Raw genomic sequence first — 20,058 nt, 5'->3', positions numbered from 1 at the left:
CTCATGGATATCCCCTTCTTTTTTAGATAAAAGAAGGGGATAGTTGAGTCATATTATTTATTAGTGGCTCATCATTGATCCGCCTTCAGGTCCACCTGATTCATTTACGACAATGGTTCCAACTGCACCTTTGGATACATGATCAAATTGGTGGGTAACAAAGGAATAAGATCCTTCCTCTTTTAGTGTAAATTCAACAATGGCTCCACCACTTGCAGGCAGCATTACTGTTTGCATCCCTTCCAGATGGTTTGCAGGGTTTCCGTCCAAGTAAACATCTTCCATAATTGTTCCGATTACGTGGAATGAACTAACTTCATTTGGACCAACATTATTGATGTACATACGGACTTTTTCACCCGGTTTTGCGTAAAGAACGGTATCTGCATCATTCTCGGTTAATGCTGTTACTGTTCCATTTGTATTCACACCGTCAAAGGTGTATCCGTCCACTTCATCATCTGCCATATACTCAAGCGTTTTAGTAGAGAAAACTACTTGACGTGGTGGCATATTCATCATATTTTCCAAATCATTGTATTTATACCACTCATTTTGAACAACTACAAACTCTCGGTCTACTTCATCATCCGTCGGAAATCCGTCTTTAGGCATTACGATAATGGCACCATGCATTCCGTTGGCAATGTGTGACAGTACCGGGTCTGTTGCACAGTGATACATGAATACACCGGGTGAACCTGCCTGGAATCGGAATGTACCACTTTCATCAGGTTTCACATCAGCGAATTGTGTAGCAGGATCTGCATGCACAGCATGGAAATCCATACTGTGAGGAATTGCCGGGTCCATGTTATGGAGGGTGAAATTAATCCAGTCTCCTTCCTGAACTACCAGTAGCGGACCAGGAGCTTCCCCGTTAAAGTTCCATGTTTTATATTCAATACCAGGTGCAATCTCAATATCTGTAATTTGTGCTGTCATTTCAATATTTACTTCATTTTCACCAATTCGCTCCATCTTAACAGGTACTGGCTCTTGGTCTAAATCTTTATGAGGCTCAATCGGCTCATAATCTACAGGATTAACATCGTAGCTATAGCTACTTCCTGAAGCTTCTGTTTCTTCAGCAGCAACAGTCTCCGCCGAATCTGTACTTTCATCCGAATTTACATTTCCTAGGTCATCGCCACATGCAGATAACAATAGAGCACTTGCGCTTAGACCAACAATTAAACTGTAATTTAACTTCTTCAACATACTACTCACCCCATAAGTTTTTTAGTATTAGATAAGTTTTAAGAGCTTCTACCACTCAGGTCATTAAATGCGGTCTTTCTATGTTATCTGCTCGACTGAATGGTTTATCTTATCTCTTGCTTTAAGTATAATTTTAATTGCGCAAGCGACCTGTGATTCAAATCACTAAAACTTTGTTCAAATATGAACAATCTATGTCTGACATAAATATAGTTAAAACTATGGTAATAGTGTTAATATGGGAATAAAAATTATAATTTATTGTGATTTTATCACATACTTATTTTACATTTTATGTAAATAGATATTTTTTTGAAGAAATCAAAAACTGTCCTCACAAAATGTAAGAACAGCTCAATTAAATTCTTCTTCTGAATGGTCTGTAAATACCATCTGTATAATATAGAGCACCATCACTGCTGTTATAATCAGAAATCCCCAACCAAGAATTTTTTGCTCTAGTTCCAAATAATTATTGCAAATCTGAATAGGTGAATCAATGTAAAGCCATGCCATCAAACCAAACATAGGAAGATAATTTAAAAAGATAAAACTTTTCCCTACTCCCTTCAGCTTATTCCAGCTATCCCGAAGCGGGACCCCAACGAATAGTGACAGTCCTATGAACTTAAATATTTCAACAGACGTATAAGTCAAAGCCTCATCCATTGCTCTTGGAAGCATCCAATACATTGTTATAATCATAACTAATAGAATACCGGGAATACCATTTCCATTCCACTTAGCAAAAAAACGCTGAAATTTATTAATTACAATCCTGCCAACAAGCCAACCCGCCAAAATAAGCAATGGCAGTTGGACGAGCATATGCAGGACCATAATGGATTCCATATAAATTCGTACAGGAGGAATAAGTAAAATACCATATAAAACAATTCCGGACACTGCTTGTTTCATAAATTATTCCTCCTTGTTTTAAAAATCAATACAGGTTATCTAAGCTAATTTTTTATCATCCTGTTTATAGTCCACTTTATTTCGTTTGTTTAGGTAACGGACAAAATGGATAACAAATACGAGTAATGATAATACTGCCAGCACACCAGCTACTGCACCAACATTTGCAGGAGCCATCCATTCAGGAAAGTGCGTTGCCCATCTTCGTGGTGTACTTAATGCTCCTGAAACAAGGAATGAACCACTTATCCCGAGAATACCGATTGTATAGCCGATAAAAGCCAGTTTATCTATTTTATTCGTTTTAATACTGCTATCCTGTTTGGCAAGATAATACATAAATCCAAATATCATTGCACATGCTCCGAGCGCCATATACATATGAAAATGTCCTGGAACCCATTTCGTATTATGCATTACATGGTTTACAACGATTGTTGCATCAACGATAGCCGGTACAACACCAACGACCCAGCCGAACATGGACAAATAAATAAGTCCAGAACCCATATCCCATTTAATACCTGATTTGTAAACAATCATCAGTGCACCATATGCAGTAATAACCAGAACCGGTAAACCATTTGCATAGGATAGAATCTGTCCCATAATTAACATCCATTTCGGCATGACAGGGTCCATTAACATATGATGTGTATAAATGACCAGGGTAAACGCCGTAGACATAGTCCAAGCGATTAAAAATGGTTTATTCGCTTTCCAGGGACGGTTTGTATATTTTGATAAAATTTCATATACAGCAATAACCGCCATATAGATGATTGAGTTAGCGAAAATATGTCCAAAAGCGAATGTTAAGTTTTTGGCTAACAATGGATCAAATGTAAAGGATGGGTTAATTACATTAATAATATTCATGATCAAAACAATTGCACCTGCTGTTATAGCTGTTACGTTTACGATGGTAACCATTGTACTTGCAACAACAGTTGATGAAGGTGCATCCTTCTCCGCTTTTTTACCGGAAATAACATCCCATCCTAAACCCTTTGCAAGACTTCCATATTTTTTAATAATTGCTCTGCCCATATCAAGGTGTAATAATAGAAAACCAACACCTAGGATTAACATACCAAATAGATATAATAATGCACCGGTAACTCCCCAGGCATTTGCTGAAATAGCCGGCAATGGATAGAGAAATGTCCATGCACTGGCATATTCAAATGAAAAGACTCCGATGATTACCATGACTAATGCGACTAGAAATAAAACCAAATTAATTTTCATAATTTTTTTAGATAACTCAACATACTTGCTTAGAAAATACCACATAACCCCGGCAGCTGCGAATGCTGCCGCACCTACCATTCCTGTACCATGAATTGTTAAGAATTGATAAAAAGCCGCAGGAGTAAATTCCAATACCCCACCTTGGGCCAAAAGCATTAAAACTCCAAATACCATCATTGCCAAAATTACAATTCCACCAATAGTTAAATAGCTCACAACCAAGTTATTACGCGATTTTTCCTCACTAACTACCGAACTCATTTACATCACACCCCAATCTTTTTATTACTTCACTTCAATTTTTTGAATCATTAAATGGTGAGCAAGTCCGCAATATTCCAAACAAAGAATTTCATACGTACCAGGTTCCTCAAATGTGATATATACCTCATTTGTATACTCTGGCATTGCTTGTGTTTGCGCAATCAAATTCTTATCTTCATCATAAATCCCAAAGCCATGTGTCACATCTGAACTGGTCACATGAAATTCAATTGGTTCACCAACCGAAAATTCTGTTTCACTCATATTCCAGCCAAATTGTATTGCTTCTACATCAACAATTATAGGTAGGTTTTCTTCCCCATAAACTGGCTGATCATATGGCAACTCTCTTAATGTATAAATGGTTACAACCAAAAACAGAATAACTAAAGTGGTTCCATAAAATGTCCGAGCCTTATACCATTTTTTCTTAATTGGTTCATAATCCCGTTTTTCCCTTGATTTCATCGCAACAAATGCAAAAACAGCTGTAACTACTAACATGAAAAATAAACTCGTGATTGATGCTACAATTTGTACCATACAAAATCCTCCTTAGACATTTCATTATAAATATAAAGTCCTATTGATTCGCATCCATCATACGAAATATTTTTCAGTTAATAAGTGAGCTAAGTCACAAGAAACAAGTAATTTATTCAATTCAGACTTATTATAGTTTTCACTATGGGAATAGTGCTAATTACCTGTTGGACCGGCTTTTTACATCCTGTCATTAAATAAAAAACCAGCAACGCGCTAAGCGTTGCTGGTTTCCTTCTTATAATGTTTAAGTTGTTGTCGATATGGTTCTGTTGTAAAAAGAATTCCCAATTCGTGATGGTCTCCTTCATACAAAGCACTTTGAATAAATCGGATTTCTCCTGCGACATCCAGTAATTCCAATTTAAAGGATGCGCCACTCGCCTGAAGTCCGAGGTAAAATTCATTTACGTTGTTCACATTTTGGCCATTAACTTTTACTATTGTTTCCCCTACAAGAATATCAAGTCTGTCTGCCGGAGTTTCTGGAATTACCCCTAACACTTTCAATCCTCTGTCTGTTTGATTAAAATATGCCAGTTTCTCACGATCTTTTACTCGAAGTTTATAATTTATAAATTCTCTGCCTATAATGGCAATCAGCACTGCAATAACAGACAAGCTGGGTACATACACGCTACCTACTGCCAAAAGTAGAACAATTCCCCCGAGAAGTCCGATTGATTTAGCTAGTTTGACTGCAGCTGAACGGGGTAAGCTTCCTTTTATTATATGGTCAAACCCAATTATAAATGGTACTAATAGAATACTGAATTCCTCTCCACCAATCGAAAAATAAGGCCAAAATGGTGCAATCGGTGTAATTAATCCAGTAGGTATTAGTGTGAAAAATGGAATTAAGCTCAATTTCTTCACATGCTGCTGTCCTGTCCATACACCGCGATTACCTAAAGTTAACTCAGGATATGTATCATTATCTTTAATTCTGGATAGTAAAAAAGCTTCTACAATTAAAAATATCCCTAACAGTAAAATCAATCCAGTAAAGTTGGTTTGTGAAAATAAATCAGGATTAACATACGATTGGTTTTCCAATATTAGTGGTAGGAATAATAATAAAATATAGCTGATCCCGATTGTATAACTGGCCGAAAGCATCGCAAATTTTAAGGACAGACTAAGAATAATTGTTACAATACTTATTAATAAAATAGTTTCATATGTGAAAACCAATCCTGCTCCCAAAGCGATCAGCGAAATAACGATTCCACTGATAATGGAAACACTCCACATATGTTTCCCCTCTGAAAAAACATCAAAAACTTTAACACCAAAATTCATTCTCTCTCGTTTAATTCTTCTATACCCTGCAAATAACATTAAAAGTATAAACCAGTAAATCAATGGATTCAAAAAAAGTTTCCCTATCCCTTTTGCGATTTCCATGAACCAAGCTTCCATCAAACCATCACCTTCTTAGTATAACTATACCACAATTACTTGTATTCGATATTTGTCGAATTATCCCTGCTTATTTAAATTAAAAATTATTTCACTGTGCATGTTTATTTGCCGGAGAATTATACCTGCCACTGACTGGAGGTAATAATTTGCAGTAAATATTTGTCACCCAAATCCGTAATTCTAATAGTTAGTCGAATAATACTATTTTATCAGAATATTATTCAACGTTAAAGAAACACTTTGGATAATGTAAAACTTCAATCAGTGACGGGATTACTGACAGTTTAATATGTGGGATAAAACTGCTCTTTGACCATGGTGTGTTTTTTAACTTAAAGTATAAATCTTCGCCTTATTTCAAATGCTAAATTAAGATATTTCATCCCAGTATATTTCTGCCTTTTATGTCGGCTTTAGTTTATAACAAAATTATTTATGGAGGTTTCTTATGAAAAAGGTTTCAAGCGTTTTTTATATTACTATAGCATTAGTCATTATATTTGTTTTAGTTGGCGCTTTACTTCCTGTGAAATTTGAACAGGTAACCACAGCTATAAATACTTTCCTTTCAACAACCTTTGGGTGGTATTACATGTGGCTGATGTCCGGTTTAATCATCCTCTCCATCTTTATAGCCGTAAGTCCCTATGGAAGAATCCGATTGGGTAAAAATAACGAAAGGCCTGAATTTTCAACACCGACATGGATTGCCATGCTGTTCTCAGCTGGTCTCGGAATTGGGTTGGTCTTCTATGGTGCTGCAGAACCACTTTCTCACAGCTTTTCGGATGCACCATTTTCTGTAGAAGGTTCTGGTCAGGCATTAAAAGAGGGGCTTGCTGTTACGTTTTTCCACTGGGGTATCCATGGATGGGCAATGTATGGTCTTGTCGCGCTTGCACTGGCATATTTTCAATTTCGCAAAGGGGAACCTGGATTGATTTCTTCAACATTAAAGCCCCTTTTTGGCGATAGAATGAAAGGCCCGATTGGAAAAATGATCGACGTGCTTGCCACATTTGCAACCATTTTTGGTGTGGCAACATCATTGGGCTTTGGCGCAATGCAAATTAGTGGAGGGCTAAGCCATCTTTTTGGAATTGAAGTTAATTTTACAACACAATTTATAATTATTACCATCATAACTGCATTATTTCTTATGTCGGCATGGTCGGGTCTTAGCAAAGGTATTAAATATTTATCGAATGCGAACATGGTAATTGCCATCCTGCTCTTTTTAGCCGTATTAATTGTCGGACCTACATTACTTATCCTCAATACGTTTACAGAAACATTTGGATTATATCTTCAGAATATTGTTGGCTGGAGTTTCCGTACCGCTTCATTCGAAGGGGATAATCGCGCATGGCTTGATTCCTGGACTATATTTTACTGGGCATGGTGGATCTCCTGGGCCCCGTTTGTAGGGATGTTTATTGCCCGCGTATCCCGTGGAAGAACTATCCGCCAATTCATGATTGGCGTTATGATTGTACCAACATTAATCATTGCCATCTGGTTTTCAACGTTTGGAACAACAGCAACTAATGTACAAAAAAGTGGCATTGATTTGACGCAATACGCAACGGAATTGGTGCTATTTAACATGTTTGATCAAATGTCATTTTCATTCATTTTGTCGCTCCTGGCTATTTTGCTTATTCTAACCTTTTTCATTACTTCTGCCGACTCTGCAACTTTTGTACTGGGGATGCAATCAACAAACGGCTCACTAACACCGCCAACCACTGTAAAAATCATACTCGGGCTTGCACAATCATCTGTAGCACTTATTTTACTTTATGTTGGTGGTTTAACCGCATTGCAAAACACTATTATAGCCGCAGCATTTCCTTTTTCATTCATTATGATTTTAATGATGATTTCGTTAGTTAAAGCACTTAATCAAGAAGTGAAGGCAAAAAGATAATTAATTATGGATCTTATTGGTTTGTTGCTTTTTATTCTTCGTAGTGGATATAAACTGCGACATAGTGAAAATTATCTAACATGACGATTTCTCTTATTCTAATGATGATTGAGCGCTAAAACTCGCTCCGGCAGAAAGAGCACCGTCCCAGTGGAGGAAACACATTGAAGACTCCTGCGGGAGGAAAGGCATAGGTGAGACCCCGCAGTGCGTAGCACGAGGAGGCTCACCAGCCGCCCGCGGAAAGCGAAATGTGTTTCCGTAGCGGTAGATTTAGCACATATTATCATTAAAAGTTACTTCGCAGTCTATATCTTTTATGACAAAAATAACATTTATTTTGATGGGAAGTGAAAAGCTTAGCCCAAAACTTTTGAGTAGGGCGAGCAATCGATTGGATGAGCAGGATGCTGTCCCACATTGTTGAAAACAGATTTCATTCAAACATTAAAATACACACAGGATTTCAATTATCCTGTGTGTATTTTTAAATGCTATCCTCTGGAGGTAGCTTATTTGTATACTTCTTCCAATGCTTTATCCAACTGCTGGTCATCTTCTCCATTACGGATTTTGTCAATAATTTTTGCTTCTATTAAGCCAGCTGTTTCTTCATCAACTTCGCCTGTAGCCTTTAAATCATTGCTTGATTGAAATTCCTTAACAGCTTCCTCAGTCTCTTTACTAAAATATCCATCTGTTCGTCCGGTATCAAATCCTAACCCGCTCAACATTTCTTGTACATTACCAATTTTCTCATCTGACTGATCATAGGTTAAGGGTTCCTCAATTTGAATTGGGTTTGTATAAAAATAATCCGGTTGTGAAACTTCTACGGTTGGTTCCACACCCGTTTCATGGATCCATTCTCCATTTGGTGAGAGCCATTTATAAAATGTTAATTTTATCGTACTGCCATCTCCAAGTGGGACAGCCTGTTGTACAGTACCCTTACCGAAGCTTGTATTCCCAACAATATCATAGCCCATCTCTTTCAGAGCAACTGCAAGTATTTCAGAAGCCGAAGCACTTCCTTCATTAATAAGCACACTTATCGGATAATCCTTTTTATCTTCCAGTTCCGAATAAGAAGGTGTCTTCTCACCGTTTTGCTCCTCTATCTGCAAATAGGGTTTGTCTTTAGGGACAAATTGTTTTAAAATATCTTGGACTACATTTAATAGTCCACCAGGATTTCCGCGGACATCAATTACTAATCCTTCAATTCCTTCATTTTCCAGCACTTCTAGCTGTTCAGTAAATTCTTCTGCTGTATGTTCTGAGAAATTCGTAATTTCCAGTATCCCGGTTTTCTTACCATCGATCGTCTCCATTTTATTGTAAACTGTTTCAACTGGAATAGTGTCACGTACAATCGTTACGTCAAATGGTTCGGATACACCTTGACGCTGAATTTGCAGAATGACCTCAGAGCCTTTTTCACCACGTATTTTAGCTACAGCTTCATTTAGATTCAAGCCATCAAGACTTTCGCCGTCCACTTTCAACACTTGATCGTTTGGGCGTAGTCCGGCTTTCTCTGCAGGTGAGTCTTTAATAGGGGATACAATTGTTACTATGTCACTTACCATACTTACCTCTGCACCGATTCCCTCAAAAGATGATTCAATTTGTTCATTAAATTGATCCATCATTTCGACATCCATATATGAACTGTATGGATCTTCAAGCGAAGCAAGCATTCCTTTAATAGCACCTTCAATTAATTGCTTATCTTCTACATCTTCAAGATAATTCTGTTTGATGAGATTGTAGGCTTGAGCAACCTTACTGACTTGTTCCGGAACATCAGCTGCTTCTTCCGTAGCCTTATTATCTCCTTCACCCGTTTCTTTAGAATTGGTTTCCAGCTGTACTTCACTCTGGTTGCCGCTTTGGGCGAATTTCCCTCCAGCATATGCGCCGATAAAGCCAATCAACAATGCCCCAACTAATATAATGATTATATGGGATTTTTTAAAATTCATGTTTTCACCTCGAAAAATATGTTTAAAATGATGTATAGAATATAGAAAAGCATAACACTATCTGCTTTCGTTGACTAGCTTTTCTCTTTCTGAATATCTAATTTTATAAACAAAATTCTTTAGATTAAGCAAACAGGCATCGCACCAAAATGGGCGATGCCTGTTGTTTTTTTCTTTTCCTGTTATTAACGGATATATGGCAGTGGGTTTGTAGGGTTACCATACCCACCTAAGTGTACCTCAAAATGCAGATGTGGCCCCGTTGAACCTCCAGTATTACCTGTTGCACCAATCACCTGTCCCTGACTTACAGCTTGTCCAGGAGATACGGACATACTACTAAGGTGTGCCATGACAGTTGTATAATTTTTACCACCGATATGGTGGGAAATCATAATAACATTTCCAAATGAGCCAAGCCAGCTTGCTCTGCTGACAACACCATCTGCTGGTGCTCTTAATGCTGTACCGGTTCCAACACCAACATCAATACCTGCATGTAGTCGATTGTAATGGTAAATTGGATGGTATCTCATTCCATAAGATGATGTTATCGGTCCCGCTGCCGGTTTAATAAAGGTAGCGTTACTATTTACTGGTGTACTTGATGCAGGCGGTGTGCTTGAACCTGAACTGGAAGGAGAATTGGATGTACTGTTCACAGATTTCTTCTCCTGAGCAGCCTTTTCCCTTGCTGCTTTTTCCCTTGCCAATTGTTCTAATTCACCTTTTTTGCTTTGAGCCATAGCAATAGCTTTTTTCTTCGCTGAAGCTTCCGCATTAAGTATTTCCTGTTCTTGTTCTATAGTCAATTTTATTTCTTCCAGCTGACCATGTTCTTCTTCCAGCTCAGCCATTAGTTTTTCTTTATCGGCCATCTGTTTATCGAGGTTCCCTTTTAATGATACAAGCTCTTGCTTTTTGGCTTCCAATGCTTGCTTTTGTTTTTCAATTTCTGTTTTTTTCGATTCTACTTCTGTTTTTTTCGATTCTACTTCTGTTTTTGCTTCTTCTAATTTCTTTTTATCAGCTGCGAGTTCTTCCATGATCGTTTTGTCCTGATCCATGATTGCATTAACCGCAGTAGTTCTGCTGATTAAATCACTAAAACTTTGTGCTCCAAAGATAACCTGAATATATTTCATTTGTCCGCCGTTTTCCTGGATAGAGCGCAGGCGATCCTTTAATAATTCTTCCCGTTTTTTAATACGTTCTTTTAATATGATTATTTCTTCCTTTAATTTCTCAATCTCATTCTTTAATTCTTCTATTTTAGTTGTTAAATCTTCTATTTGTTGATTGGTTTTATTAATTTCATTTTCTTTTGCCGTAATTTTTTCTGTTGTTTCTGTTAGTTCTTTATCAATGGTATTAATTTCCTGTTCAACAGAATTTTGGCTGTTAAGATTCTCGTTAATCTTACTCTGGTTATCATTCTTCTCTGAATCCACATTTCCTTGTTTTTCCTCAATACTGCCTTGCTCTTTTTCTAAATCATTAATTTTTTTATTTAGACCGTCAACTGTTTCTGCAGATACTGGATTAAAATCCTGAATAACTATTGTCACGGCCAAAACAGCCGTAAATAACAATGGTAAGACTTTCTTCATTCCTTATATTCCCCTTCCCCAAGTTTAAAAGTTTCATGAAGCTCTCTATTTTGATGTTGTCTGTTATACTTTCAGGAATTTCCGGACGCTCATTACACTTCCCCAAACCCCTATAACTGCACCAATTGCCAGTACGATAAGAGAAAGCTGCCATGCAAATGGATTAAATGGTAACAACTCTACGAAACTATAATTATCTAATACACCTAAATTATTTTCCAGGTAATAATAGCCTCCGAGAACTGCACCAATTGGAATTAATGATCCCAGTACTCCAAGCAGCAGACCTTCAATGAAGAATGGCCACCTGATAAATCCATTTGTTGCTCCCACGAGTTTCTGAATACCAATTTCACGGCTACGAGCCATTATGGTAATTTTTATTGTATTGGAAATAAGGAATACGGCTGTAAGTATGAGTCCAATGATTACTGCCAAACCAATTGTTCTCGCATAATCATTAAACTGAAATAAGCCTTCTACATAATCCCTTCCATAATCAACACCTTGCACGGCGCCCATTTCTTGAATATCTTTTGCTATCCGTTCTGTATTTGTCGGATTTTTTGCCTTTACTACATAAGCATGACTTAATGGATTATCCTGTTCGTAAAGCTGCCATGATTCGCCCTCTTCTCCCATGCTTTCGATGAGATTTTCTAATTCATCATCCTTTGATGAAAATTGAACGGTGTCAACCCCGCTTATTCCATTAATTTCGTTACCAATTTCTTTAATTTGTTCCTCATCTGCGGTTAGATCGATTAAGACTTTAATCTCAACGTCTTCTTCAATATTATCTGCCATTTCATTCAGATTGAGCACTAATGCAAGAAATGCCGCCACCAAAACCAATGTCGTTGTTACCGCACCAACAGAAGCAATCGTCATCCAGCCATTACGGATAATATTTTTAAATCCTTCGCGTATATGTCGGGTAAAAGTTCTAAATTTCATAGCCGTATTCACCCCGGTGCTGATCTCTAACAATCAAGCCATCTTCAATAGCAATCACCCGTTTCTTGATGGTGTTCACAATTTCCTTGCTATGTGTGGCCATAATAATTGTTGTACCTCTTGCATTGATTTCTTCAAATGTTTTCATAATTCCCCATGACGTTTCCGGATCCAGGTTCCCTGTAGGCTCATCCGCAATAACTATTTTGGGATGATTAACGATGGCACGCGCAATGGAAACACGTTGCTGCTCCCCACCTGATAACTCATCAGGAATAAAGCGGGCTTTGTTTTTTAAACCAACAAGTTCAAGGACATCCATCACACGTTTACGGATATTGCGGGGAGATTCTTGGATAACCTCTAAAGCAAAAGCAATATTTTCATAGACTGATAGTTTTGGCAAAAGTTTAAAGTCCTGAAAAATGACACCAATGTCCCTTCTTAAATAAGGAACCTTTCTTTCCTTTAATTCGCTCATTTCTATTTCATTTATAAAAATTGTCCCTTGTGTAGGCTTGACTTCTCTGTACATTAATTTGACAAAGGTAGATTTCCCTGCACCACTTGGGCCAACAATATATACAAATTCACCCTGTTTTATATCTACACTGATACCATTGAGAGCCGTAACCCCATTGGCATACGTCTTATAGACATCTTTCATTAATATCATATATGTATCACCTTTACATTTTTTAAAGTTTGTTCTAAGCTGTCGAATTTCTTATAAAGTAGTTGTTGAATTTCAATATAGTATTTGCTTATTTGCATAACTTATTTAGTACTAATACAGTATAACATTTTTCAGCACCATTTTTAGACATAAAATTATTACATTTGTATTTCAATAGGTTACGTTGATGTAAAATTTGACGATTACTATCTGATTGTTTGGAAATAAGTCTTATTTTGTGGAGGTGTTATGATGGAATTTGCTGTAAGCATAATAAAAGCCTGATTAATGGAGTTACCATTTAATCAGGCTTCTATGAATAAATTTTAATTACTTCTGTTCAGCTAACCAGTTTGCAAGTAGATCTACGTCGCCACCGCTTACCAATCCAGGAGGCATAGAACCTTTACCTTCTTCAATGATTGTAGCAATTTCGTCTGCGGACATACTAGAACCAACTTGAGTTAAATCCGGTCCTGCTCCACCAGACAGATCTGCACCATGACAAGAAGCACAATTCGATTCAAATACTTCTTCAGCTGCAGCAGTATCTACTGTACCGCCCTCTTCAGAACCTGCGTCTTCCTCTGTGCCGGTATCTCCTGATGTATCATCAGATGCACCGTCATCCCCGCCGCCACATGCACCAAGCACTAATGCGGAACCGAAAAGAACTGCGAATAACCATTTTTTCATAGCTTAAATCCCCCTCAGAAATTTATAGTGTATATAGTTATCACATACTTTATTATATCCCTTTTCCAAAATTTTAAAACCCTATAGGAAATTTAAAATACCAATTTTTGGTCCATAATGCAATGAAATCAAGTAATATGGCAAATTGTGTCATTTTAATGAATTCGTTCTAATTCCCTGTTACAAAAGGATTTCCGTGACAACTGTCACTGTTATTCAATAGAAGGTTTACTGAATATGTGATCTTAAATATGCATCAATGAATGGATCAATATCTCCATCCATTACGCCTTGTGTATTTCCAATTTCCACATTGGTTCGATGATCCTTTACCATGGAATAGGGATGAAATACATAGGAACGAATCTGACTGCCCCAGCCTATTTCCTTTTGTTCACCTCTAATATCAGCGATCTCCTGCTGCTGGCGTTCGATCTCCAGCTGATATAATTTGGACTTAAGCATTTTCATTGCTGCATCCCGGTTTTTAATTTGCGATCTTTCATTTTGACAGGTAACCATCACGTTTGTTGGTAAATGTGTAATCCGGACAGCGGAATCAGTTGTATTTACATGCTGTCCACCTGCCCCGCTGGCACGATAGGTGTCTACCTTAATATCTTCACTTTTAACTTCAATATCCACATCATCTGACATTTCCGGCATAATATCACAGGAAGCAAATGATGTATGACGGCGCCCTGATGAGTCAAATGGAGATATTCGAACAAGTCGATGTACACCTTTTTCAGCCTTTAAATAACCATACGCATTATGACCCTTGATCAATAATGTAACACTTTTAACTCCTGCTTCGTCACCGGCTAAATAATTCATTGTTTCCACTTTGAAATTTTTATCCTCTGCCCAGCGCTGATACATGCGCAGCAGCAAACTGGCCCAATCCTGTGATTCTGTACCACCGGCACCTGGGTGAAGCTCTAAAATCGCATTATTTGCATCATATGGCTCACTTAGAAGCATTTGTAATTCAAAGTCATTAATATCTTTAATTAATGTTGCTGCTTCATTATCAAGTTCTTCAAATAATTCCTGATCATTCTCTTCTTTTACCAATTCATAGGATACTTCTAAATTATCCAGGCGTTCTTCTATTTCTTCAAAGCTCGTCACATAACTTTTTAATCCATTTACTTCATTTATTACTTTTTGTGCTGTATCCTGGTCATCCCAAAATGTCGGTTCCGTCATTTCTATTTCCAATTCTTTGATTCGATCCTTTTTATGATCTAAGTCAAAGAGACCCCCTAAAGTCTTCAACCCTTGAAACCATCTTATCCAATTCACTTCTAATTTCAACTAATTCCATATACTTCACCCCTAAATATTTTTTGAATGAAAACACTCCCACTGCGGGAGTGCTTATTTTTATTTTCCATGACAATTTTTATATTTTTTTCCACTTCCACAAGGACATGGATCGTTGCGCCCAATATTTTGTGTTTTTACATACGGTTTGCGACTTTTCTTCTTATCTTCCTGGTCGCCGGAAACAGCTTGCGTATTCTTTACAACTTCCTGACGTTGTAAATTTTCCCGTATTTGTGCTTTCATGATATATTTTGCAACTTCTTCTTCAATATTCTCAATCATAACTTCAAACATGGCGAAGCCTTCCAGCTGGTACTCGCGTAGTGGATCATTTTGGCCGTAAGCTCTAAGGTGTATTCCCTGACGCAATTGGTCCATTTGGTCAATGTGATCCATCCATTTTGAATCTACTGTACGTAATAAAATTACTTTTTCAAATTCACGCATTTGTTCTGGAGTTAGTTCGTTTTCTTTTTCATCATATTTCGTACGTACTTTATCCATAATCAGTTCATTAATTTCTTCAGGTTCTTTTCCTTTGATATCATTCTCACTGATATCTTCAGGATTCAGAAGGCTTCCATGAACATATTCAATTATTGATTTGTAATCCCAGTTAGCATCATCATCATCTTGTGTATGTGTTCCTACAACACGTTCAAGTGTGGACACAATCATTTGTTCAATGATTTCCCTGAGATCTGCATCTGAATCAATTACGTCAAAACGTTGTTTGTAAATAATTTCACGTTGTTCACGAAGTACATCATCATAGGAAAGTACAGTTTTACGTGCATCAAAGTTATTACCTTCTACACGTTTTTGAGCAGATTCTACGGCCCTTGATACCATTTTACTTTCAATTGGCTGTGTATCATCCATTCCCAGGCGCTCCATCATTGATTTTAAGTTATCCGAACCGAAGCGGCGCATTAATTCATCTTCCATCGACAAATAAAATTGCGACATCCCTGGATCACCCTGACGACCTGAACGTCCTCGAAGCTGGTTATCAATCCGGCGTGATTCATGACGTTCTGTTCCGATAACTGCAAGGCCGCCTACCTCTATAACACCTTCACCCAGTTTAATATCCGTACCACGACCAGCCATATTAGTTGCGATGGTAACTGCAGCTTTTTGACCGGCGTTTTCGATAATTTCAGCTTCTCTATAATGGTTTTTAGCGTTTAGCACATTATGCTTTACCCCGGCTTTTTTCAATAGTTGGGAAATTATTTCAGATGTTTCCACAGCAACAGTACCAACCAATACAGGCTGTCCCTCCTGGTAGCGTTCTTTAATATTTTCCACAACTGCACGGAACTTTCCTTCCATTGACTTGTAGATTAAATCTGCCCTGTCATCACGTACAATTGGTCTATTTGTCGGGATCGCAATAACATCCATATTGTAAATATTTCTAAACTCTTCTTCCTCTGTTTTAGCAGTACCGGTCATACCGGCAAGTTTATTGTACATTCTAAAGAAGTTTTGGAACGTAATGGATGCCAATGTCATACTTTCATTTTGAATCTGCAGACCTTCTTTTGCCTCTATAGCCTGGTGCAGACCATCACTATATCGGCGACCCTTCATTAATCGACCTGTAAACTGATCGACAATTACTACTTCCTCTTCTTCAATTACATAATCATCATCACGATGCATAGACACATGTGCTTTTAATGCCTGGTTAATATGATGTGTCAATGAGACATGATCCAGGTCAAATAAATTTTCAATGGCAAAATAACTTTCTGCTTTATTAATGCCCTCTTCTGTCAGTTGAACACCTTTTGTTTTTTCATCATACGTATAATTACCTTCACCCCTAAGCGTTCCTACAAAAGAATTCGCCTGCTGGTAAAGTGATGCTGACTTCTCTGCAGAGCCTGAAATAATTAATGGTGTTCTTGCTTCATCAATTAAAATCGAGTCAACCTCATCAATGATAGCAAAGTTCAGTGGACGCTGTACCATTTGTTCTTTGTACAGCACCATATTATCCCTCAGGTAATCAAACCCAAATTCATTATTTGTACCATATGTTATGTCATTATTATATGCTTCTCTTTTTTCTTCTTTGGATAACCCATTGCCATTCGAACCAACTGTTAGCCCAAGAAAATTATAAAGTTCTCCCATTTCCTTTGCATCACGATCAGCCAGGTATTCGTTAACCGTAATAATATGAACACCTTTACCGGAAATAGCGTTTAAATAGGCAGGCATTGTGGAAGCTAATGTTTTACCTTCCCCTGTTTTCATTTCAGCAATATTACCTTCATGTAAAGCAATCCCACCTACAAGCTGTGTAGTAAATGGACGCAGCTTTAAGACACGTTTCGATGCTTCACGTACAACGGCATATGCTTCAACAAGCAAATCGTCAAGGCTTTCCCCATTTTCATGTCGTTCTTTAAATTCTTCTGTTTTTTGTTGCAGCTTGGTATCAGACAATTTTTCCATTTCTGGTTCTAAAGCTTCTATCTGATCAGCCTTTTTTTGTATTTTATTAAGTTGCTTTTGATTTCCATCACCAAAAATCTTCTTTAATAATCCAGCCATAACTAACGCTCCTCAATATATTTCAGTAAATCATCTTATAATGATGTTTTATAAGTGCGTGTTCAAAAAGGAGGATAAAAAGGACCGAGAAGTTCGAGGCAGTGTAGCTATGAACAGCGGAACGTATGTAGTTAATACGTGAGCAGCGGAATAGCTAGCCAACGAAGAAATTCGATGTGTCATTTTTACCGGACTTTTTGAACATCCTCTATAATAGTCCACAATCAATAATAACACTTTATAATCATAGATGACAACTGGTTGAGCACACACATAAATCCATATAAAAATAAAAAAGAGCAGTTTGAGGATAAACTACTCTTAACTTTGGGGAGGACTTGAGGATTCTTTGATAAGACTCATCAAGTGTGGGGATACTTTAAGAAGCCGGGGACGTTATGTAAGTGAATATTTATTTTTATTGTCATATTTATCCCCTATGTCAGTTATTCTTCTATTCGTAGCAGCAATTATTTGTACTAACTGCGTGATCGTATGTTCATGTTGCTGCACTTTTACCTTTAAATCATTAAACGCAATTTTTTCATGTTCATTCATACATCTACCTCCCTGGTTCTATTGACTCATTTATATCACATAACTAGCAAAAAAGACTAATACCCATTTTTCGATTTTGGGGTCAAATTCGACAATTATTTGATATAAAAATGCAAAATCCGACATTGTTATAGGTGGAAAATCATAAATTTGGCTTATTTCAATGTTCTAAAATCCGATTTTGGTATTTCGTTCTACAAATTTCGACAAACACCTGTAGATTGCTTGTTGTGTATGTGTTCCGGGCATAAAGTATTACTTTACTATGATGGATCTTTTTTTGGAAAGCTTTTCGTATTTTTTGTTTTTGCTTTATGCCACCACAACCTGGATACACTTTTAAACAGGCGCTCAAGTTGGGGGCACTAATTGAATGGCTGGTTGCGATTATTAAACAAATGATTGCGATGATAAAAGCAACATATGAATTGATTAATAGATTTGTTGCGCTGATACAATGTCTGACCCCACTGATAGATATGCATTTCAATACACCCGTTACTTCAAGGGTTGATTTTATTTTTGAACACTTAAAAAGGCGACACCCACGTCCGAGGGTATCGCCTTGTCATGTATTAGTTAGTTATTTGATTTAAGCGTTGGGTTCAATTAAACCGTATTTTCCGTCTTTACGACGATAGACAACATTTGTATCATTTGTGATAGCATTTGTAAATACATAAAATGCATGTCCAAGCATGTCCATTTGTAATACAGCCTCTTCTGAATCCATTGGTTTTAAATTAAATCTCTTTGTTCTAACAATTTCCATTTCATCTGATTCTTCTTCAATTGCTATATTAGTAGCTTCTTTTTCCAGTTCAGCAAAAATATGCTTTGGAGAACCGTCTTGTCTAAACTTGCGATTTACCTTTGTTTTGTATTTACGGATTTGTCTTTCAAGTTTGTCGACGACTAAATCGATGGCAGCGTATAAATCAAGATGCTGAACTTCACCACGCAATAATAGATTTGTCATTGGAATAGTAACTTCAATTCTCTGCTCATCATTATAGACACTTAAATTTACATGTACATCGGAAGTTGGCGGTGTATCAAAATATCTCTCCAGTTTACTGATCTTCTTCTCAACGTAATCCCGTATCGCCCCAGTCACCTCAAGATTTTCGCCACGAATGATAAATTTCATATAAGTGTCCTCCTTTCATCCTTTGAATATATTATACTACGTTTCCCATAGAATTTCCTCTTTAAACCTATTAGTAAAGGCTCTTTTTTCTGTCTCTTCTCATGTAAATCCTCGTAAACATTGATAGAAGCGCTTTACAACGGCTTAATAATTTTTACAAAAAATTAAAATAAAATCGCCCCTCTTTTTTCGGGAGCGATTTTATTACTTCTTGCTATCCAAAAACATCCCATCCATTGCCTGGATATTTTCATATGGGTTGGAATAGGTTCGATTCGATTTTTTTTGTTTCTTCACTTGCTTCATTTCTGATTTTAATTCATCAAACAATTGCTGCATCTTTTCCTGAATTTCATTATTTAATTGAACAATTTTTTTGCCAAGCTGTTTTTCATTTTCTGTATATGGGGAAGTTATCGTCTCTAAATGGATGCCTCTCTTATCAATCAATTCATTTATCTGTTCAATAACCGTTTCACGATTTTTCTCTGTAATATCCTGATCCAGCACCTTATTTAATTGCAGGCTGACATCATAGAGTACTTGTAATCGATTCATTATACATGCGCACCTTGTGCAAATTGTTTTTTTCTGGTTTTTAAAATAACCTGTTTCCATGTATCTCTAAATTCCGTAATGAATCCCAGTGCTTCTTCAAGCATGGAAGCATCATTCTTCACATTTCCTTCTTTAAGCTGATGCAGCGTGTATTCATATAATGGCAAAATTTGTTTGGAAATCTCTACTTCCGGATCCAGTGTGATCATTAATTCCCGGATGATATTTTGTGCTTTCTGGATGTTTGTATTTTTTGCTTCATAATTCTTTGCTTCCATATCTTTTATTGCCTTTTTAATAAATTTTATGCAGCCATTGTATAGCATTAATGTTAATTCTCCACCCGAAGCGGTATTTACAGCATTATTCTGATATACCTGGTGTTGTTTGTTAAGTGCCATGACTTG

18 protein-coding genes are annotated in these 20,058 nt (G+C 37.0%); 2 read left to right on the top strand and 16 right to left on the bottom strand.

All coding sequences use genetic code 11. The features are described from left to right. Window positions 1–60: 60 nt before the first annotated feature. From CIL05_RS04840 to CIL05_RS04820, 5 genes are all read right to left on the bottom strand, one after another. Window positions 61–1,221: a multicopper oxidase domain-containing protein gene (locus tag CIL05_RS04840; RefSeq protein WP_095654367.1), complete on the bottom strand. Its 1,161-nt coding sequence runs from the start codon at window positions 1,219–1,221 to the stop codon at window positions 61–63. Between the two features lie 354 nt (window positions 1,222–1,575). Continuing rightward, window positions 1,576–2,139 (bottom strand): hypothetical protein, encoded by a 564-nt coding sequence (locus CIL05_RS04835; protein ID WP_095654366.1) that lies wholly within the window; start codon window positions 2,137–2,139, stop codon window positions 1,576–1,578. Between the two features lie 39 nt (window positions 2,140–2,178). Next, window positions 2,179–3,654, bottom strand: a complete 1,476-nt coding sequence (locus CIL05_RS04830) for a cbb3-type cytochrome c oxidase subunit I (RefSeq protein WP_095654365.1) — start codon at window positions 3,652–3,654, stop codon at window positions 2,179–2,181. Between the two features lie 24 nt (window positions 3,655–3,678). Next, on the bottom strand, window positions 3,679–4,200 hold the full coding sequence (locus CIL05_RS04825; RefSeq protein ID WP_095654364.1) for a cupredoxin domain-containing protein: 522 nt from the start codon (window positions 4,198–4,200) through the stop codon (window positions 3,679–3,681). A 216-nt stretch (window positions 4,201–4,416) separates the two neighbouring features. Then, entirely contained in the window at window positions 4,417–5,622 is a 1,206-nt protein-coding gene (locus CIL05_RS04820) for a PDZ domain-containing protein (protein ID WP_240510111.1), read from the bottom strand. 451 nt (window positions 5,623–6,073) lie between these two features. On the opposite strand from CIL05_RS04820, the gene CIL05_RS04815 reads away from it, so the two are divergent. Continuing rightward, complete coding sequence (locus CIL05_RS04815) at window positions 6,074–7,555, top strand: BCCT family transporter (protein WP_095654362.1); 1,482 nt, start codon at window positions 6,074–6,076, stop codon at window positions 7,553–7,555. A gap of 512 nt (window positions 7,556–8,067) precedes the next feature. Here the strand turns inward: CIL05_RS04815 and CIL05_RS04810 are convergent. The 8 genes from CIL05_RS04810 to CIL05_RS22045 all read right to left on the bottom strand — a co-directional run bounded on the left by CIL05_RS04810 (window position 8,068) and on the right by CIL05_RS22045 (window position 17,943). Further along, window positions 8,068–9,543: a S41 family peptidase gene (locus CIL05_RS04810; RefSeq protein ID WP_095654361.1), complete on the bottom strand. Its 1,476-nt coding sequence runs from the start codon at window positions 9,541–9,543 to the stop codon at window positions 8,068–8,070. Between the two features lie 185 nt (window positions 9,544–9,728). Continuing rightward, the gene (locus tag CIL05_RS22765) at window positions 9,729–11,153 is read right to left on the bottom strand and encodes a murein hydrolase activator EnvC family protein (protein WP_095654360.1); all 1,425 of its coding nucleotides are present in this window, start codon (window positions 11,151–11,153) and stop codon (window positions 9,729–9,731) included. A gap of 63 nt (window positions 11,154–11,216) precedes the next feature. After that, complete coding sequence (gene ftsX / locus CIL05_RS04800) at window positions 11,217–12,110, bottom strand: permease-like cell division protein FtsX (RefSeq protein ID WP_095654359.1); 894 nt, start codon at window positions 12,108–12,110, stop codon at window positions 11,217–11,219. Further along, window positions 12,100–12,786, bottom strand: a complete 687-nt coding sequence (ftsE, locus tag CIL05_RS04795; protein WP_095654358.1) for a cell division ATP-binding protein FtsE — start codon at window positions 12,784–12,786, stop codon at window positions 12,100–12,102. The genes ftsX and ftsE overlap by 11 nt, the downstream gene beginning before the upstream one ends. A gap of 330 nt (window positions 12,787–13,116) precedes the next feature. Beyond that, entirely contained in the window at window positions 13,117–13,482 is a 366-nt protein-coding gene (gene cccB / locus CIL05_RS04790) for a cytochrome c551 (RefSeq protein ID WP_095654357.1), read from the bottom strand. 228 nt (window positions 13,483–13,710) lie between these two features. Next, window positions 13,711–14,812, bottom strand: a protein-coding gene (prfB, locus tag CIL05_RS04785) for a peptide chain release factor 2 (protein WP_100662724.1) whose coding sequence is annotated in 2 segments (ribosomal slippage) — window positions 13,711–14,739 and window positions 14,741–14,812 — 1,101 coding nt in all. Because the reading frame shifts where the segments join, the coding sequence is not laid out codon by codon here. A gap of 59 nt (window positions 14,813–14,871) precedes the next feature. After that, window positions 14,872–17,385, bottom strand: a complete 2,514-nt coding sequence (secA, locus tag CIL05_RS04780) for a preprotein translocase subunit SecA (protein WP_095654356.1) — start codon at window positions 17,383–17,385, stop codon at window positions 14,872–14,874. 396 nt (window positions 17,386–17,781) lie between these two features. Further along, window positions 17,782–17,943: a hypothetical protein gene (locus CIL05_RS22045; protein ID WP_165769039.1), complete on the bottom strand. Its 162-nt coding sequence runs from the start codon at window positions 17,941–17,943 to the stop codon at window positions 17,782–17,784. Window positions 17,944–18,299: 356 nt separating this feature from the next. On the opposite strand from CIL05_RS22045, the gene CIL05_RS04775 reads away from it, so the two are divergent. After that, a complete protein-coding gene (locus CIL05_RS04775) occupies window positions 18,300–18,539 on the top strand; it encodes a hypothetical protein (protein ID WP_133065290.1) in 240 nt (79 codons plus the stop codon). Here the strand turns inward: CIL05_RS04775 and hpf are convergent. The 3 genes from hpf to fliS form a co-directional block, all read right to left on the bottom strand. Beyond that, window positions 18,536–19,093, bottom strand: a complete 558-nt coding sequence (gene hpf / locus CIL05_RS04770; RefSeq protein ID WP_095654354.1) for a ribosome hibernation-promoting factor, HPF/YfiA family — start codon at window positions 19,091–19,093, stop codon at window positions 18,536–18,538. The genes CIL05_RS04775 and hpf overlap by 4 nt on opposite strands. A 204-nt stretch (window positions 19,094–19,297) precedes the next feature. Continuing rightward, a complete protein-coding gene (locus CIL05_RS04765) occupies window positions 19,298–19,651 on the bottom strand; it encodes a flagellar protein FliT (protein WP_095654353.1) in 354 nt (117 codons plus the stop codon). Then, window positions 19,651–20,052, bottom strand: a complete 402-nt coding sequence (gene fliS, locus CIL05_RS04760) for a flagellar export chaperone FliS (RefSeq protein WP_095654352.1) — start codon at window positions 20,050–20,052, stop codon at window positions 19,651–19,653. The genes CIL05_RS04765 and fliS overlap by 1 nt, the downstream gene beginning before the upstream one ends. Window positions 20,053–20,058: the final 6 nt, after the last annotated feature.

Source organism: Virgibacillus profundi, assembly GCF_002287375.1.
Classification (GTDB): Bacteria; Bacillota; Bacilli; order Bacillales; family Amphibacillaceae; genus Virgibacillus_K; species Virgibacillus_K profundi.
This window is presented reverse-complemented; position numbering and strand designations above follow the sequence as displayed.

Coding starts and splice junctions, on each gene's coding strand:
- hpf (WP_095654354.1), bottom strand. CDS start 19,093: ATGAAATTTATCATTCGTGGCGAAAATCTTGAGGTGACTGGGGCGATA.
- CIL05_RS04840 (WP_095654367.1), bottom strand. CDS start 1,221: ATGTTGAAGAAGTTAAATTACAGTTTAATTGTTGGTCTAAGCGCAAGT.
- fliS (WP_095654352.1), bottom strand. CDS start 20,052: ATGGCACTTAACAAACAACACCAGGTATATCAGAATAATGCTGTAAAT.
- CIL05_RS04830 (WP_095654365.1), bottom strand. CDS start 3,654: ATGAGTTCGGTAGTTAGTGAGGAAAAATCGCGTAATAACTTGGTTGTG.
- CIL05_RS04820 (WP_240510111.1), bottom strand. CDS start 5,622: ATGGAAGCTTGGTTCATGGAAATCGCAAAAGGGATAGGGAAACTTTTT.
- CIL05_RS04810 (WP_095654361.1), bottom strand. CDS start 9,543: ATGAATTTTAAAAAATCCCATATAATCATTATATTAGTTGGGGCATTG.
- CIL05_RS04825 (WP_095654364.1), bottom strand. CDS start 4,200: ATGGTACAAATTGTAGCATCAATCACGAGTTTATTTTTCATGTTAGTA.
- CIL05_RS04835 (WP_095654366.1), bottom strand. CDS start 2,139: ATGAAACAAGCAGTGTCCGGAATTGTTTTATATGGTATTTTACTTATT.
- cccB (WP_095654357.1), bottom strand. CDS start 13,482: ATGAAAAAATGGTTATTCGCAGTTCTTTTCGGTTCCGCATTAGTGCTT.
- ftsE (WP_095654358.1), bottom strand. CDS start 12,786: ATGATATTAATGAAAGATGTCTATAAGACGTATGCCAATGGGGTTACG.
- CIL05_RS22765 (WP_095654360.1), bottom strand. CDS start 11,153: ATGAAGAAAGTCTTACCATTGTTATTTACGGCTGTTTTGGCCGTGACA.
- secA (WP_095654356.1), bottom strand. CDS start 17,385: ATGGCTGGATTATTAAAGAAGATTTTTGGTGATGGAAATCAAAAGCAA.
- CIL05_RS22045 (WP_165769039.1), bottom strand. CDS start 17,943: ATGAATGAACATGAAAAAATTGCGTTTAATGATTTAAAGGTAAAAGTG.
- CIL05_RS04815 (WP_095654362.1), top strand. CDS start 6,074: ATGAAAAAGGTTTCAAGCGTTTTTTATATTACTATAGCATTAGTCATT.
- ftsX (WP_095654359.1), bottom strand. CDS start 12,110: ATGAAATTTAGAACTTTTACCCGACATATACGCGAAGGATTTAAAAAT.
- CIL05_RS04765 (WP_095654353.1), bottom strand. CDS start 19,651: ATGAATCGATTACAAGTACTCTATGATGTCAGCCTGCAATTAAATAAG.